This window comes from Undibacterium sp. FT79W, assembly GCF_014284215.1.
Taxonomy (GTDB): Bacteria; Pseudomonadota; Gammaproteobacteria; order Burkholderiales; family Burkholderiaceae_D; genus Undibacterium; species Undibacterium aquatile.
Genome location: NZ_JACOGB010000002.1, coordinates 368,357 through 382,873, shown reverse-complemented (window position 1 = coordinate 382,873; position 14,517 = coordinate 368,357). Strand labels below are relative to the sequence as shown.

Sequence of the window (14,517 nt, the reverse complement as noted above, 5' to 3'; positions counted from 1 at the left end):
TTTAGATTTTATCTAAGCGTCATTGATAGCAATATATTTTCGTTTGATTTTCTTAGTATCAGATCCAATTTCGCATCAGCCCGACAGCCAGTCCTTCCAGTGAGAAATTTTCCTCGTTTTCATTTACTTTGATAATTGAGTAGTCAGGATTCTCAGGAATTAATTCAACAGAATTTCCGGTTTTTTTATAGCGCTTGACAGTCACATCATCGCCAAGCCTGGCAACAATAATTTGCCCATTTCTTGCAGTATCAGTCTTCTTTACTGCTAACAGATCGCCATCGAGTATGCCTGCGTCACGCATAGACATGCCGCGAACCTTGAGAAGAAAATCCGGCTTGGCAGAAAATAGTGCAGGGTCTACTTGGTAGATGGTTTCAATGTGTTCTGATGCGAGTATTGGCGATCCGGCCGCAACCCGCCCGATTAGTGGCAGGTTTATCTGAGAAAAAACAGATTGTGATGACGCCAGTTGTTGACCTGTGATGTGACTTGATAATTCTGACTCCAGCAGGCGTATGCCGCGCGATGTTCCGGGCGCTATTTCAATCACGCCCTTTCTTGCGAGTGCCTGCAGGTGCTCTTCCGCTGCATTGGTGGAGCGAAATCCCAGCTCAGCCGCTATTTCAGCGCGGGTCGGCGGGAAGCCTGTATTTTGAATGGCATCTTTGATTAAATTCAGGATCTGCTCTTGTCGGGCTGTCAGCTTAAGCATTTTGTGTGAACGTAGATCATTACGCTGTATATAAAAACAGTCTGTATTTTTATACAGTGCGCTGTGAAGTGCAAGGAAATTTTGTGGCGATGTGCAATCTAGTGCCATCGGATTAGCTCTGTACTGAATTAATTGAATAAAACGGAAAAGTGCGTTATGATCGTCGGCTTTCCTCTTCCTGCACTCGTCTTGACGCCGAGGCAGGCTATTTTTATTGTCCACAAGGAGAATATATGCGTCATTATGAAATCGTATTTATTGTACATCCCGATCAAAGCGAGCAAGTTCCTGCAATGATCGAACGTTACAAAGCTAGCGTTGTTGCACGTGGTGGTCAGGTTCACCGCGTTGAAGACTGGGGCCGTCGTCAATTGGCTTACATGATTCAAAAATTGGCTAAAGCACATTATGTTTGCATGAACATTGAGTGCGATGCAGAAACATTGCTTGAGCTGGAAACAGCATTCAAATTCAATGATGCCGTTCTGCGTCACCTGACAGTCAAAATGAAAAAAGCTGAAACAGCACCATCTCCAATGATGAAAGCTGTTCAAAAAGAAGACGCGGCTAAAGCACAGCGCGTTGAAGCACCAGCTGCTTAATTCATTTGATTTGAAAAAGGTCGTATAAAAAACAGTGAATCAACTGACAGTGATGGCTCGTATCATAGAGAAATCAGCGATACGTTACACGCCAGCTGGGATACCAATAGCATCAGCAATATTGATGCACAGTTCGCAGCAGGTGGAAGCCGGAACAGGGCGATTGGTTGAATTTGAAATTTCCGCACAAGCTGCAGGTGAAATTTCAGGAAAATTCTCCGAACTGCCTTTAGATGTTGAGATTGCATTCACGGGTTTTTTAGCACGCAAAAATCGCAACAGCAAAAGTCTGGTATTTCATATCAATGGAATACGGGCAAATTTACTAGATTAGGAGCCACAAATGGCATTCGGTAAAAAATTTGATAAAAGCAAATTGAAGCAAAAGCGTCAACAACAAAACCCTTTGTTCAAACGCAAAAAATTCTGCCGCTTCACAGCAGCACATGTAGAAAAAGTTGATTACAAAGATATCGACACATTGAAAGATTTCGTGCAAGAAAACGGCAAAATTATGCCTGCACGTCTGACTGGTACTAAAGCGCTGTACCAACGTCAAGTTGATACAGCGATCAAGCGCGCACGCTACTTAGCGTTGTTGCCTTACACTGATCTGCACACAGCGTAATTGACGACAGGTATTAGGAGAAAAATATGCAAGTTATTCTGATGGATAAAGTCGTTAATCTCGGCAATCTTGGTGATGTAGTTCGTGTTAAAGATGGTTATGCACGTAACTTTTTGATTCCACAACGCATGGCTCGCCGTGCGACTGCAGCAGCAATCGCTGAATTTGAAGCGAAACGTGCTGAGCTGGAAAAAGCAGCAGCAGCAAAATTGGCTGTAGCTCAGGCTCAAGGCGAGAAGCTGGAAGGTTCTACAGTTCAGATTTCACAAAAATCTGGTGTTGATGGTCGTTTGTTCGGCTCAGTAACTAATTTTGACATCGCTGAAGCGTTGGCTAAAGTTGGTTTCACTGTTGAAAAAGCACAAGTTCGCTTGCCGCAAGGTCCGTTGAAAACGGCGGGTGATCACGCTGTTTCCGTTGCACTGCATACTGACGTTGTAGTTAACGTGAATGTATCAGTTGTTGGCGAGCACGCATAATTAGCTGTCAGCTAGATATAAAAAAAGCCGGGGTTTCCCCGGCTTTTTTTATGGTAAGCGTAAAATTATATAAACAATTTTGTTTATTGATGTTTATTGTTCACACCGTACTTTGTCGCCTTCAGTCGTTATTTGTAATTTGATTTAGCAGGTATAATGCGCGCCATGAAAGCCGCTACTGATCCACAACTTGATGCGATTCGCGTCCCCCCCCATTCCATTGAGGCAGAGCAATCTGTCCTTGGTGGCCTCTTGCTCGATAACGCCGCTTGGGATCGTATTGCCGACTTTATCGGTGAGGAAGATTTTTATCGTTATGATCACAGAATTATTTTTCAGTGCATTGTAAAACTGATTAATTCTTCAAGGCCAGCAGACGTCATTACTGTTTACGAGGCCCTGAATGGCATGGGCAAGGCCGAAGACGCAGGTGGTTTGACTTACCTGAATGCGCTGGCGCAAAACACGCCTTCGGCTGCAAATATTCGCCGCTATGCAGAGATTGTCCGTGATCGTGGTGTACTGCGCAAACTGATCACTGTTTCAGATGAAATTGCTGGTAATGCTTTCAATCCTCAGGGTAAAGAAGTCAAGCAAATGCTGGATGAGGCAGAATCAAAAATTTTTGCGATTGCTGAAGAGGGGGCGCGTGGAGCGCAGGGTTTTCAGGCAATTCAGCCTTTGTTGACGCAGGTTGTAGAACGTATCGATGAGTTATACAACCGTGATAACCAGAACGATATCACCGGTGTTCCAACTGGATTCGTTGATCTGGATAAGATGACTTCTGGTTTGCAGCCAGGTGATCTGATTATCGTTGCTGGTCGTCCATCTATGGGTAAAACGGCGTTTTCACTCAATATCGGCGAAAACGTCGCAATTGACAGCGGCCTGCCGGTGGCGGTGTTTTCAATGGAGATGGGCGGAGCACAGTTAGCGATGCGTATGCTCGGTTCTGTTGGGCGGCTGGATCAGAGCCGTTTGCGCGTGGGTAAGTTGAGCGACGAAGACTGGCCTCGGTTGACGCATGCCATTCAAAAAATGAATGACGCGCAGTTATACATCGATGAAACTCCGGCGCTGAGTTCTATCGAATTGCGTGCGCGTTCGCGACGTTTGGCTCGTCAGTGCGGCAAGCTTGGTTTGATTATCGTCGATTACCTGCAGTTGATGTCGGCGAATTCTGCGGGTGAAAACAGGGCAACCGAAATTTCAGAGATTTCACGAAATCTTAAAGGCCTCGCAAAAGAGTTAAATTGCCCGGTCATTGCACTTTCTCAGTTAAATCGTTCGCTGGAGCAGCGCCCGAACAAGCGGCCTGTGATGTCAGATTTGCGCGAGTCGGGAGCGATTGAACAGGATGCCGACGTGATTATGTTTATTTACCGGGATCAGGTTTACAACCCTGACTCTCCCGATAAAGGTACTGCCGAAATTATTATCGGTAAGCAGCGTAACGGTCCAATTGGCAGTGTGCGACTGACTTTCCTTGGTGAATATACCAAGTTTGATAATTACGTCGGTTCGTTGTCGGTGTATGGCGATAATGAGTAATGCAGAATAATTTTTACCCAGTGAGTACATTTCACTAAATGTCTTTCTTCAGTTTGTCAGGTGTAATTAACTTGTGCCCTGACAAAAATATTCCAATTTGTTTCAAATTTCAGTGAGAAAAAAATGTTTGGACGCCTGATGCCTACGGAAGGCAAATTCTTTGAATTATTTAATCAGCATGCAGATCTGTGTGTTAAAGGATCAAAAGAAATGCTTGCCTTGATGACCAATTTTGATGATCTTGAAAGCAGGGTGCATGCGATCGAGAGCATCGAAAAGCAAGCAGATACAGTGACTCACAATACAATAGAGTTGCTGCATAAAACGTTTATTACGCCACTTGATCGCGATGATATTCATAAGCTGATTACGCGTATGGATGACATACTTGATTTGCAGGAAGACGCTGCGCAGACCATTTCGCTCTACGACATCCGTGAAATTACACCTGAAGCAAAGCGACTGGCTGAGTTGTGCCTGGCCTGTGCGGAAAAGGTTAAAGCGGCCGTTGCCTTGTTACATAACATGAATAATTCACGCGAGATTCTGACGATTTGTGAAGAGATTGATCGTCTGGAATCCGATGCTGATCACGTAATGCGTGCTGCGATGTCGAAGCTGTTCCGCGATGAGCCGGATGTTCGCAATCTGATTAAATTGAAAGCAATTTACGAAATTCTGGAAACTGTTACCGATCGTTGTGAAGATGTCGCGAATATTATCGAAGGCATCATCGTCGAAAACGCTTAACAGCAGATATTGACCCGGCCAGTATTCTGAGCGGGGTCTGTCTACTTCACTCTCTCAAATGAATAACCTGGCTCCCGAAGAATCGGGAGCTGTATAAAGCAGAGTAAATTTCATGCAGACTTTACAAATCAGCATTTATGTCGTCGCAGCTTTGGTTGTGCTGGCATTGCTATTTGATTTTATGAACGGCTTTCACGACGCCGCCAATGCGATCGCGACCGTTGTTTCTACCGGAGTATTAAAGCCTCAGCAGGCGGTGGCGATGGCCGCGTTCTTCAATGTTCTGGCGGTAACCGTGTTTCCGTTGACGGTGGCGGCTACGATTGGCAAAGGAACGATACAGCCCTGGGCAATTGATCATTATGTTATTTTTGGCGCACTGGTTGGTGCGGTGTTCTGGAATCTCGTGACCTGGTATTTTGGTATTCCGTCCTCTTCATCGCATGCGCTGATCGGTGGCTTAGTCGGCGCCGCAGTTGCTAAGTCAGGTACGACTGCGTTGGTGTCGGCCGGATTGATTAAAACGATCGCTTTTATCATTGTTTCGCCGTTACTCGGATTCATACTCGGCTCTCTGATGATGTTGCTGGTGTCTTGGCTGTTTGTTCGTTCAACGCCGATGAAAGTCGATAAATGGTTCCGGCGTTTGCAATTGATCTCCGCTTCTATGTATAGCCTTGGGCATGGTGGTAACGACGCACAGAAAACCATGGGCATCATCTGGATGTTGCTGATTGCCGGTGGATATTCAAGCACCCATGATGCTATGCCGCCATGGTGGGTCATTTTGTCCTGTTATACCGCGATCGGTCTTGGCACCTTATTTGGTGGCTGGCGTATTGTAAAAACGATGGGGCAAAAAATTACCAAGCTCAAACCAGTTGGCGGTTTTTGCGCAGAGACTGGTGGTGCGATTACCTTATTTATTGCGACAGCGCTGGGTATCCCTGTTTCGACGACGCATACAATTACGGGGGCGATTGTCGGTGTTGGTTCCGCGCAAAAAATGTCTGCCGTGCGCTGGGGTGTTGCCGGCAACATCGTATGGGCGTGGGTATTAACTATCCCGGCGTCGGCTTTTGTTGCTTCGATTGCGTGGTGGGTAGGAACGAAAATCTTATAACGGACGTTGGTATTCAACGATATAAAAAAAGCGCCAGTCAATCTGGCGCTTTTTTATTGATGATGGTGAATCTGCGCAGATTTTTTACATCTGTTTAAATAAGTGGACGAAGCTTCTGCTGACTTCCAGTTTTTCTGTCAAACCTTTGACTTGTACCAGGTGGCGGCCGCGCAAGTCTCTGACTACGCCGGAAATTGCTTTTGCATTGACCAGTGTTGAACGGTGGATTTGCCAGAATAAAGCCGGATCCAGTTCTTCCGATAAATCACGGACGGGTTTGCGGATCAGGGCTTCATAATTTGCCGTTTGTACCCGGGTGTATTTTTCGTCTGACTGAAAAAAGAGTATTTCTTCAACCGGAATTAAGCGTAATTCTTGTCCGATGGATGCTTGTATCCATTGCAGATAGTTGGGTTTCGACATGCCCATCTGTTTCGCCAGCTGCGACAACATATTGCTCATGTCTGCAGGCTGATCATGGGCCTTTAAGCGTGATTTCAGGCGCTCTACGGTTTTGCTGAGCCGCTCCACATCTGCTGGCTTCAATACGTAGTCTACCGCGCCATGATCAAAGGCCTGAATCGCGTACTGATCGTAGGCGGTAATGAATACGATGTGAGCTTTGTTGCCGATTTCCTTTGCCGCCTCAAGTCCTGTTTTGATTGGCATTCGTATGTCGAGGAAAATCAGATCAGGCTGGTGTTTTTCAACCAGTTGTATTGCTTCTTCTCCATTTTTTGCTTCGTCCAGAATTTGCAGTTCTGGCCACACTTGCTCAAGGCGTGACCTTAGCTGCTCGCGCATCAGTCGTTCATCATCTGCAAGGATTGCGGTTGGCATCATGATTATTAATTGGCTAATTCGTAAGGAATTTCTATGGTAACGCAAACGCCGCTGGGTTGATTCGGTGTAATGATCATTTGTCCTTTTTCTTTGTAAATCAGTTTCAGGCGTTCACGTATATTTTGCAGACCAAGTCCTGTTCCGTTGCTTGGCATTGCACCAAATCCCAGGCCATCATCGGTGACGGAAACGCGCAACTTGTTGTGAGCGACCTCGACTCTGAATTTAATTGTGCCACCTTCGGCTTTACATTCGAGACCGTGTTTAATCGCATTTTCTACCAGTGATTGCAGCATCATCGGAGGGAAAGATGCGCTGCGTAAGCCTTCCGGCATAACAAAGTCGACGTTGAGTCTTTCCTCCATCCGCATTTTCAGCAGATCGAGATAAGCTTTGATCATGTCAGCTTCGCGTCCCAGATTCGTCGTGGATGCGTTCTCGCGCATCTGCGGCAAGACAGCACGCAGATAGCTGATCAGACTGCGTTGCATCGCTGCTGCGCGAGGTGGGTCGGTTTCAATCAAGTGCTCGACAGACGCCAGTGTGTTGAACAGAAAATGTGGCTCTACCTGTGCCTGCATCATTTGCATCTTGGCTTCGCTGACCTGACGCAGTAAGGATTCTCTTTCTGCTGCGAGACCGGCTTCTTCCGCTTTTTCTTCAGCTCTGACTTTGCCGCCCATCAGTATTTTCATGCCGAAAAGCCCGAATACCAGAAGCAGAACAAAATTAACAAACCATTTCGATGATGTTTTTTTGTAGCTGCGCACCTCTTCATCGGCCGCATCTGCCACTGCATTATTGATATCTTCACTGATTTCTTTGGCGACTTCGGGCGGAAGTTTTATGTGTATATCTTCTGTCGTCGGGCTTGTTTTCTCAGTTACAGCAGGTGTTGCCGGTGTTGCTGGTACTGCGGGTGTTGCAGGCGTGGCCGCGGTGGCAGGAGCGCCCGGAGCCTCGGGCGTCGGTGATGTGTTAGCGCCCGACGTTAAATCGATATCACTTTTTGTGCGGATGCCATTCTCATCAATTTCGATTTGCTTACCTTTGCCATTCGAATTGGCCTTGCGGATGCGGATCCCGGTGTCGTCGATTTCTATGCTGGTATCGTTGTCAATGACCTGGGCTTTTTTGTTTGCTTTTTTTGATGGAACGTTTTTTGTGACGACAACACTTTCTTCCGACGTAAACAGCATGTCTTGCAGTATTGCTCCTGCGAGCATGGTGATAGCGGCGAACAGTAAAAACTTCCACCAGGATAATTTGGTTACCCATGCCGCAGTCTGATCGAAACGCTTACTCAGCCAGTTACTGAATTCGCTGATCAGGTCTTTAATGGTTTGTGTCGTTGTTGGATTCATGGATGATCTCCCTGTCTGTTGCTCTGTGCCGTTGCGCCCCACATGTATTTCAATGCAGAGGCGTTTTCTTGTTGATGGTCAGACTTTGACAAAAATGACGCCAACACGCCATCGGTATGCGATAGTCCGTCAGAAACGGGGGGCAGAATGAAAAAAAGACGACACGACTGTGTTGTGTGTCGTCTTTCCTGGTGTTTCTATGTGAGTTTGGCGCCAGAATGCTCAGTGCGATGGTCTGTTTTCCAGCCATGCGTGAAGATCGCCGCGCGTCAGCGGCTTTGCGTAAAAATAGCCCTGCGCCAGATTGCAGCCGTAAGACAGTAAGGTATCCGCCTGCATCTGATTTTCCACGCCCTCAGCAATGACAGCCAGACCAAGATTCTGACCGAGCTGAACGATCATTTTTGCGATGCTGCCTTCGCTCGCGTTTTCCTGAATGTCATTGACAAAGGCTCTGTCGATTTTAAGTTTATCGATATCGAGTTTTTGTAAGTGGCTTAATGACGAGAATCCTGTACCGAAATCATCAATTGAAATACTGACGCCAAGTTGCTTAATCTGACGCAGCGTTTTAATCAGCAACTCAGGATCTTTCATCGCCATTGACTCGGTGATTTCAAGTTCGACGAATTGTGGCGGCGCTTTGGTGTCTTCAAGCGCTTTGTTGAGTGTTTGCAGGAACAGAGGGTGAGAGAACTGTACCTGAGAAACGTTGACTGCCATTTGGAATTCGGTATAGCCCAAGCCACGCAGGTGCACTAGTTCATGGCAGGCGCTGCGCAGCACCCATTCGCCGATATCGACAATCAGGCCAGAATATTCTGCAATCGGGATAAATTGATCGGGAGGGATAAACTTCCCATCATCCGTTCTCCAGCGTAACAAAGCTTCGGCGCCAAGAATTTTGCCGCTTCGTATATCGATCTGCGGTTGATAAACGACAAATAAGCGTTGATGCTCAAATGCGGCGCGCAAAGCATGCATTAAAAGTACGCGTTCACGAATTTCAACCCCCATACTTCTGGTGAAATATTCGTAACCGCCGCGCTGATGCGTCTTTGCACGTTTCAGTGCGATGTTGGTGTCTTTTAATGCCTCAGAGCCGTCGCCATCGTATTCATCAAGTTTAATCAAGCCGATTGTGGCGGAAAGTTGCACTTCCTGATTATCAACGTCAAACGGCTTGGTAAATAGCGCCAGAATATTTTCAGGGCAAACCAGTTTTTGGTCGCCGACCAGAGCGAACGTGTCACTGCCGACTCTGGCTAACTTACATTCACAACCGAAATGATTGCTCAGACGCTGCGCAACGGAGTACAGCAGCAGATCTCCGAAATGATGGCCCAGCGCATCGTTGGTTTCGGCGAAATGATCAATATCGATCAGCGACAGCGTGCTGTGATTTTTGAGCGGCGAGGCAATAATTTCATTGAGTGTCTGGAGCAATTTTAAGCGATTAGACAGACCTGTCAGCACATCGTAGAAGGCGTAATTGTGCAGGCGCGACGTTAGTACCACATTGTCCAGTCCTACTGAAACATTGCTGCAAAATACTTCCAGGAGTCGCTTATCCATTTCATTCAGACGCAAGCCGTTTTCAAGGTACAGCGTAAAGTCTTTTCTGGCCGGATTATTGAACCGGAGTACGGTCGCATCATTGCCGTATATGCTTTGTCCTTCCGCGAGCGATTTTGTGATGACGTCGATCGCTTTGGTTTGCCTGATCGCCGAAATCGGTTGTTCCAGCAGGTCAGAAAAAGCTTTTGTGGCGGCGACGATGTGCAGATCATTGGCGTGCTCGTCTTTAACGAGCGGGTTTTGCCGGGCGCAGATAAAACCCTCTGCACTGATGCCCAGTAAATGATTGATCTGCGTGAGTACACCCTCGGCAAAATGTGACAATCCATGCAGTGCCATTAATTCAGTGCTGGCATTGATAACATTCTCAAGTCCGTGCCGGCTGGCGTTGATGTCGCAGATCTGCTCGTACGAGCGGATGGCCGATGTCACTGCTGTATAAAGCTTGGTGCGGGTCAGTTCAGACTTGGTTTTGTAATCGTTGATATCGTAATCCCGGATCGCATCGATCTCAGGAGCATAGCCAGGTTGCCCGGTTCTCAGAATAATACGGACATCGCTCAGTTTCAGTGATTTGCGGATGTAATTAACGAGTTGCAAGCCTGCATCTTCCTGCTCCATCACGACGTCGAGCAAAATGATGGCGATATCGGATTCTGTCTCCAGTATGGCCCGCGCTTCCGAGGCTGAATAGGCATGGAGAAAACTCAACGGTCTGTGCTGTATTTCTAGGCTGCCAAGCGCGAACGTTGTTGCTGAATGGACGTCAGGATCATCGTCGATGATCATGATCCTCCAGCTGGAGCGCGCTTTAGGTTCTGCCGGGGATGGCTCCTGATCGTGTTCATCAAGGAAAATCAGGTTATCTTCGGCAGGGTGAGTCGGTGAAATCATCGGAAATGCGGCTCCATGCGTTGCATATCTTTATACTCAGATTGCGTGATTTTGTCTTCTGCTCGAACTATGACATTAAAAATCACCTAAGCCAAGCCTCCGGCCTTTTCTTTATCAATAAAAAAGCATTATTGGTGTGGAAAACATCAAATGCCTGCTTTTCAGTGCAAAGCAAGCGCGGATGTGGTGCGTACACGGGCGGCAAGCCCGCATTAAGCTGTTAGAATGATTTAAATTCTGTTTTTAACTTCTCTCGCAAAATATTATGTCTGGCAACACTTTTGGAACGCTGTTTACTGTCACTACATTTGGTGAATCTCATGGTCCTGCGATCGGTTGTGTGATTGACGGATGCCCGCCTGGTATGGATTTGTCTGAGGCCGATATTCAGCCTGAACTGGATCGTCGCAAACCCGGAACATCCCGCCACGTTACTCAGCGCCAGGAGCCTGACACGGTAGAGATACTGTCCGGCGTTTATCAGGGGAAAACAACCGGAACACCGATCGCATTGCTGATTCGTAATCAGGATCAGCGCAGCAAAGATTATGGCAATATCACTGAAACCTTCCGTCCCGGGCATGCCGATTTCACCTACTGGAGCAAATATGGTATTCGTGATCCGCGTGGCGGTGGCCGTTCGTCGGCACGTCTGACGGCGCCGGTGGTTGGTGCCGCGGCGATTGCAAAAAAGTGGCTGAAGCAAAAATTCGGTACGGAATTTAAAGGCGGCATGAGCCAGCTAGGCGAGATTGCGATCCCTTTTCAGGCCTGGGAACACGCGGCAGAAAATCCTTTTTTCGCGCCGACTGCCGACGCCGCATTGATTACGCAATTGGAAAACTACATGGACGACCTGCGTAAAGATGGCGACTCCATCGGAGCGAAAATCGATGTGGTGGCGACCAACGTGCCGGTGGGACTGGGTGAGCCTATTTACGACAAGCTCGATGCCGATATTGCGTTTGCCATGATGGGGATTAATGCGGTGAAAGGGGTGGAAATCGGCGCTGGTTTTCAATCGGTTGCACAGCGTGGTTCTGTGCATGGCGATGAAATCACACCGCAAGGTTTTGTCGGTAACAATGCTGGCGGAATTCTGGGCGGCATCTCTACCGGGCAAGATATTACGGTGTCGATAGCGATTAAGCCGACCTCATCAATTCGTACCCCGCGCCAGTCGATTGATAAAGACGGCAAACCTGTGATGGTGGAAACTTTCGGGCGGCATGACCCCTGTGTCGGTATCCGCGCGACGCCAATTGCCGAAGCGATGCTGGCCTTGGTGCTGATGGATCATGCGCTGCGTCACCGGGCGCAATGTGGTGATGTGGTCAGTCCGGACTTTTTTGCACGTTAAATCAAGCAGGCATTCTCACAGCCTGCCTTAAAGTCACCGCAAATTTAGTATTTTGGGGAGTATCCGGTCTTTTTGCCTTTATCTCCGCGTAAAGACTGGGTCTCTGGATATACTGGGGGGAGTATATTTGGGCTTCCTACGGGTGCTGTCACCCTCGTTTCTACTCCCTTGCCGTTTTATTCGTGACGGAATAAATATTGGTTATTCTGTGAAAATTCCTTTTCATGCAGATGAAAATTCGGGAATTTTTTTAAATTTCAGACTTTTCTACTGATTTGGAATTCCATTTTTGGCTTTCAGCGTGGTTTTGCATAGCACAATTGTGGCATAATCAAATGCAAAAAACAGACCCAATGCGGTTTCGCGGTTCAAATTCATCACGACTTCTTCAGGCTTCAGATTATGCTCAAAACGCTTTACGACAAATTGTGGGAATCTCATGTAGTTCACTCCGAAGACGACGGCACAGCCATTCTGTATATTGACCGTCATTTGCTACACGAAGTCACGAGCCCGCAGGCGTTTGAAGGCTTAAAGATCGCCGGACGCCAACCTTGGCGTAATGCAGCAAATCTGGTGGTCGCCGATCACAATGTGCCGACCACGAATCGCATCAATGGCATTGATGACCCTACGTCCCGTTTGCAAGTCGAAACGCTGGATAAAAATGCGAAACAATATGGTCTGACGTATTTCAGTATGGCGGATAAGCGTCAGGGTATCGTCCACGTTATCGGCCCTGAGCAAGGCGCGACTTTGCCTGGTATGACGGTCGTTTGTGGTGATTCTCACACCTCGACGCACGGCGCGTTTGCCTGTCTGGCGCACGGTATCGGCACGTCCGAAGTCGAGCACGTACTCGCAACACAAACCCTGATTGCAAAAAAATCCAAAGCCATGCTGGTACAAGTGGATGGTGCTTTGCCTGCCGGCGTGACTGCAAAAGATGTGGTGCTGGCGATTATCGGCAAAATAGGCACCGCTGGTGGTACTGGTTACGCAATTGAATTTGCTGGCTCGACGATACGCAGTTTATCGATGGAAGGCCGGATGACCGTTTGCAATATGGCGATTGAGGCAGGTGCCCGCGCCGGTATGGTTGCGGTCGATCAGACCACGATTGATTATGTGAAAGGTCGTCCATTTTCACCGGTGGGTCCGCATTGGGATCGTGCCGTTGAATACTGGAAAACCTTACATTCAGATGCTGGCGCAAAGTTTGATCTGGTGGTGACCTTGAATGCGGCAGAAATCAAGCCGCAAGTAACCTGGGGTACTTCGCCGGAAATGGTGGTGGCGATTGATAGCCGCGTTCCCGATCCGGATCAGGAAAGAGATGCGGTCAAGCGCGATGCGATTGAAAAAGCGCTGGCTTATATGGAATTGAAACCAAATACGGCCATTGCTGACATTCGTATCGATAAAGTCTTTATTGGTTCGTGTACGAATTCGCGGATTGAGGATTTGCGTGCCGCGGCTGCCGTAGTGCGTGGCAAATTCCGCGCCTCAAACGTGAAGCTGGCCTTGGTTGTACCGGGCTCTGGTCTGGTCAAAGAGCAGGCGGAACGCGAAGGTCTGGATAAGATTTTCCGTGATGCCGGTTTTGAATGGCGTGAGCCAGGTTGCTCTATGTGCCTGGCGATGAATGCAGACCGCCTGGAACCGGGCGAACGCTGTGCATCCACATCCAATCGTAATTTTGAGGGGCGTCAGGGGCAGGGTGGACGCACTCATCTTGTGTCTCCGGCGATGGCTGCTGCTGCAGGAATTGAAGGTCATTTTGTTGACGTACGTCGCTTGTCATAAACATTTGCAAAAGGAATCATCATGAAAAAAATCTTCTTTATTTTGTCTTGTGTGGCTTGTGTATTGACTTTGTCCGCTTGCAATACCGTGCAGGGTATCGGTAAAGATGTCAAAAAAGCCGGTGAGGTTGTTGAAGGCGCAGGGAAAAAATAAGCCGTTATATGGAAAAATTTACTTTACTGGATGGCGTCGTAGCGCCTATGGACAGGGCGAATGTAGATACCGATGCCATCATTCCCAAGCAGTTTCTGAAATCGATACAGCGTACGGGCTTTGGTCCGAACCTGTTTGATGAGTGGCGTTATCTGGATCATGGCGAGCCTGGTATGGATAATAGTGTTCGCCCGCTGAATCCGGATTTCGTGTTGAATCAGGCGCGCTATCAAGCTGCTTCGATCCTGCTGGCACGCAAAAATTTTGGCTGCGGCTCTTCACGGGAGCATGCGCCGTGGGCGTTGGAGCAATATGGTTTTCGCGCAATTATCGCGCCGAGTTTTGCCGACATTTTCTTCAATAACTGCTACAAAAATGGGCTGCTGCCTATCGTTTTGAGTGAGACGCAAGTCGATCATTTATTTAACGAGGTTAAAGCTTTTCCAGGTTTCCGTCTGGTGATTGATCTTGAAAAACAAATGGTCACGACATCGAACGGTAGTCTCAGTTATCCGTTTGAAATTGATGCCTTCCGCAAATATTGTCTGATCAATGGCTTGGATGATATTGGGCTGACATTGCGTCAGGCAGACAAAATTCGCGCGTTTGAAGAACGTCACATCGCCGCGCAACCGTGGTTGGCGAATACGATTTAATAAAGAACAGAA

Annotated in this window: 15 protein-coding genes; 11 read left to right on the top strand and 4 right to left on the bottom strand. The window is 47.7% G+C overall.

Annotated elements, in window-relative coordinates:
• Positions 1–58 precede the first annotated feature (58 nt).
• A complete protein-coding gene (gene lexA, locus H8K38_RS04930; RefSeq protein ID WP_186883786.1) occupies positions 59–715 on the bottom strand; it encodes a transcriptional repressor LexA in 657 nt (218 codons plus the stop codon).
• Between the two features lie 233 nt (positions 716–948).
• Here lexA and rpsF point away from each other — a divergent pair, with 233 nt between their 5' ends.
• The 7 genes from rpsF to H8K38_RS04895 all read left to right on the top strand — a co-directional run bounded on the left by rpsF (position 949) and on the right by H8K38_RS04895 (position 5,851).
• Complete coding sequence (gene rpsF / locus H8K38_RS04925; protein WP_186883681.1) at positions 949–1,317, top strand: 30S ribosomal protein S6; 369 nt, start codon at positions 949–951, stop codon at positions 1,315–1,317.
• 34 nt (positions 1,318–1,351) lie between these two features.
• Positions 1,352–1,651: a primosomal replication protein N gene (gene priB, locus H8K38_RS04920; RefSeq protein ID WP_186883680.1), complete on the top strand. Its 300-nt coding sequence runs from the start codon at positions 1,352–1,354 to the stop codon at positions 1,649–1,651.
• A gap of 9 nt (positions 1,652–1,660) precedes the next feature.
• A complete protein-coding gene (gene rpsR, locus H8K38_RS04915) occupies positions 1,661–1,945 on the top strand; it encodes a 30S ribosomal protein S18 (protein ID WP_110252960.1) in 285 nt (94 codons plus the stop codon).
• A 26-nt stretch (positions 1,946–1,971) separates the two neighbouring features.
• On the top strand, positions 1,972–2,424 hold the full coding sequence (gene rplI, locus H8K38_RS04910) for a 50S ribosomal protein L9 (protein ID WP_186883679.1): 453 nt from the start codon (positions 1,972–1,974) through the stop codon (positions 2,422–2,424).
• Positions 2,425–2,589: 165 nt separating this feature from the next.
• The gene (locus H8K38_RS04905; RefSeq protein ID WP_370527217.1) at positions 2,590–3,978 is read left to right on the top strand and encodes a replicative DNA helicase; all 1,389 of its coding nucleotides are present in this window, start codon (positions 2,590–2,592) and stop codon (positions 3,976–3,978) included.
• Positions 3,979–4,101: 123 nt separating this feature from the next.
• Entirely contained in the window at positions 4,102–4,728 is a 627-nt protein-coding gene (locus H8K38_RS04900) for a DUF47 domain-containing protein (protein ID WP_186883677.1), read from the top strand.
• 112 nt (positions 4,729–4,840) lie between these two features.
• The gene (locus H8K38_RS04895) at positions 4,841–5,851 is read left to right on the top strand and encodes an inorganic phosphate transporter (RefSeq protein WP_186883676.1); all 1,011 of its coding nucleotides are present in this window, start codon (positions 4,841–4,843) and stop codon (positions 5,849–5,851) included.
• 84 nt (positions 5,852–5,935) lie between these two features.
• On the opposite strand, the gene H8K38_RS04890 is transcribed toward H8K38_RS04895, so the two are convergent.
• The 3 genes from H8K38_RS04890 to H8K38_RS04880 all read right to left on the bottom strand — a co-directional run bounded on the left by H8K38_RS04890 (position 5,936) and on the right by H8K38_RS04880 (position 10,530).
• A complete protein-coding gene (locus tag H8K38_RS04890; protein ID WP_186883785.1) occupies positions 5,936–6,691 on the bottom strand; it encodes a LytTR family DNA-binding domain-containing protein in 756 nt (251 codons plus the stop codon).
• 8 nt (positions 6,692–6,699) lie between these two features.
• Positions 6,700–8,058, bottom strand: coding sequence for a sensor histidine kinase (locus H8K38_RS04885; RefSeq protein ID WP_186883675.1), 1,359 nt, complete (start codon positions 8,056–8,058; stop codon positions 6,700–6,702).
• Between the two features lie 222 nt (positions 8,059–8,280).
• Positions 8,281–10,530, bottom strand: coding sequence for an EAL domain-containing protein (locus H8K38_RS04880; protein WP_255422822.1), 2,250 nt, complete (start codon positions 10,528–10,530; stop codon positions 8,281–8,283).
• 265 nt (positions 10,531–10,795) lie between these two features.
• Here H8K38_RS04880 and aroC point away from each other — a divergent pair, with 265 nt between their 5' ends.
• From aroC to leuD, 4 genes are all read left to right on the top strand, one after another.
• The gene (gene aroC / locus H8K38_RS04875) at positions 10,796–11,890 is read left to right on the top strand and encodes a chorismate synthase (RefSeq protein WP_186883674.1); all 1,095 of its coding nucleotides are present in this window, start codon (positions 10,796–10,798) and stop codon (positions 11,888–11,890) included.
• A 402-nt stretch (positions 11,891–12,292) separates the two neighbouring features.
• Complete coding sequence (leuC, locus tag H8K38_RS04870; protein WP_186883673.1) at positions 12,293–13,696, top strand: 3-isopropylmalate dehydratase large subunit; 1,404 nt, start codon at positions 12,293–12,295, stop codon at positions 13,694–13,696.
• A 21-nt stretch (positions 13,697–13,717) separates the two neighbouring features.
• Positions 13,718–13,849 carry an entericidin A/B family lipoprotein gene (locus H8K38_RS04865; protein WP_186883672.1) on the top strand — a complete coding sequence of 44 codons (132 nt, stop codon included), beginning with the start codon at positions 13,718–13,720 and terminating at the stop codon, positions 13,847–13,849.
• Positions 13,850–13,857: 8 nt separating this feature from the next.
• Positions 13,858–14,505: a 3-isopropylmalate dehydratase small subunit gene (gene leuD / locus H8K38_RS04860; RefSeq protein WP_186883671.1), complete on the top strand. Its 648-nt coding sequence runs from the start codon at positions 13,858–13,860 to the stop codon at positions 14,503–14,505.
• Positions 14,506–14,517 lie beyond the last annotated feature (12 nt).

What these genes read in the sequence shown, in the direction of transcription:
- lexA (WP_186883786.1), bottom strand. Translation starts at nt 715, where the DNA reads ATGCTTAAGCTGACAGCCCGACAAGAGCAGATCCTGAATTTAATCAAA.
- rpsF (WP_186883681.1), top strand. Translation starts at nt 949, where the DNA reads ATGCGTCATTATGAAATCGTATTTATTGTACATCCCGATCAAAGCGAG.
- rpsR (WP_110252960.1), top strand. Translation starts at nt 1,661, where the DNA reads ATGGCATTCGGTAAAAAATTTGATAAAAGCAAATTGAAGCAAAAGCGT.
- rplI (WP_186883679.1), top strand. Translation starts at nt 1,972, where the DNA reads ATGCAAGTTATTCTGATGGATAAAGTCGTTAATCTCGGCAATCTTGGT.
- H8K38_RS04905 (WP_370527217.1), top strand. Translation starts at nt 2,590, where the DNA reads ATGAAAGCCGCTACTGATCCACAACTTGATGCGATTCGCGTCCCCCCC.
- H8K38_RS04900 (WP_186883677.1), top strand. Translation starts at nt 4,102, where the DNA reads ATGTTTGGACGCCTGATGCCTACGGAAGGCAAATTCTTTGAATTATTT.
- H8K38_RS04895 (WP_186883676.1), top strand. Translation starts at nt 4,841, where the DNA reads ATGCAGACTTTACAAATCAGCATTTATGTCGTCGCAGCTTTGGTTGTG.
- H8K38_RS04890 (WP_186883785.1), bottom strand. Translation starts at nt 6,691, where the DNA reads ATGCCAACCGCAATCCTTGCAGATGATGAACGACTGATGCGCGAGCAG.
- H8K38_RS04885 (WP_186883675.1), bottom strand. Translation starts at nt 8,058, where the DNA reads ATGAATCCAACAACGACACAAACCATTAAAGACCTGATCAGCGAATTC.
- H8K38_RS04880 (WP_255422822.1), bottom strand. Translation starts at nt 10,530, where the DNA reads ATGATTTCACCGACTCACCCTGCCGAAGATAACCTGATTTTCCTTGAT.
- aroC (WP_186883674.1), top strand. Translation starts at nt 10,796, where the DNA reads ATGTCTGGCAACACTTTTGGAACGCTGTTTACTGTCACTACATTTGGT.
- leuC (WP_186883673.1), top strand. Translation starts at nt 12,293, where the DNA reads ATGCTCAAAACGCTTTACGACAAATTGTGGGAATCTCATGTAGTTCAC.
- H8K38_RS04865 (WP_186883672.1), top strand. Translation starts at nt 13,718, where the DNA reads ATGAAAAAAATCTTCTTTATTTTGTCTTGTGTGGCTTGTGTATTGACT.
- leuD (WP_186883671.1), top strand. Translation starts at nt 13,858, where the DNA reads ATGGAAAAATTTACTTTACTGGATGGCGTCGTAGCGCCTATGGACAGG.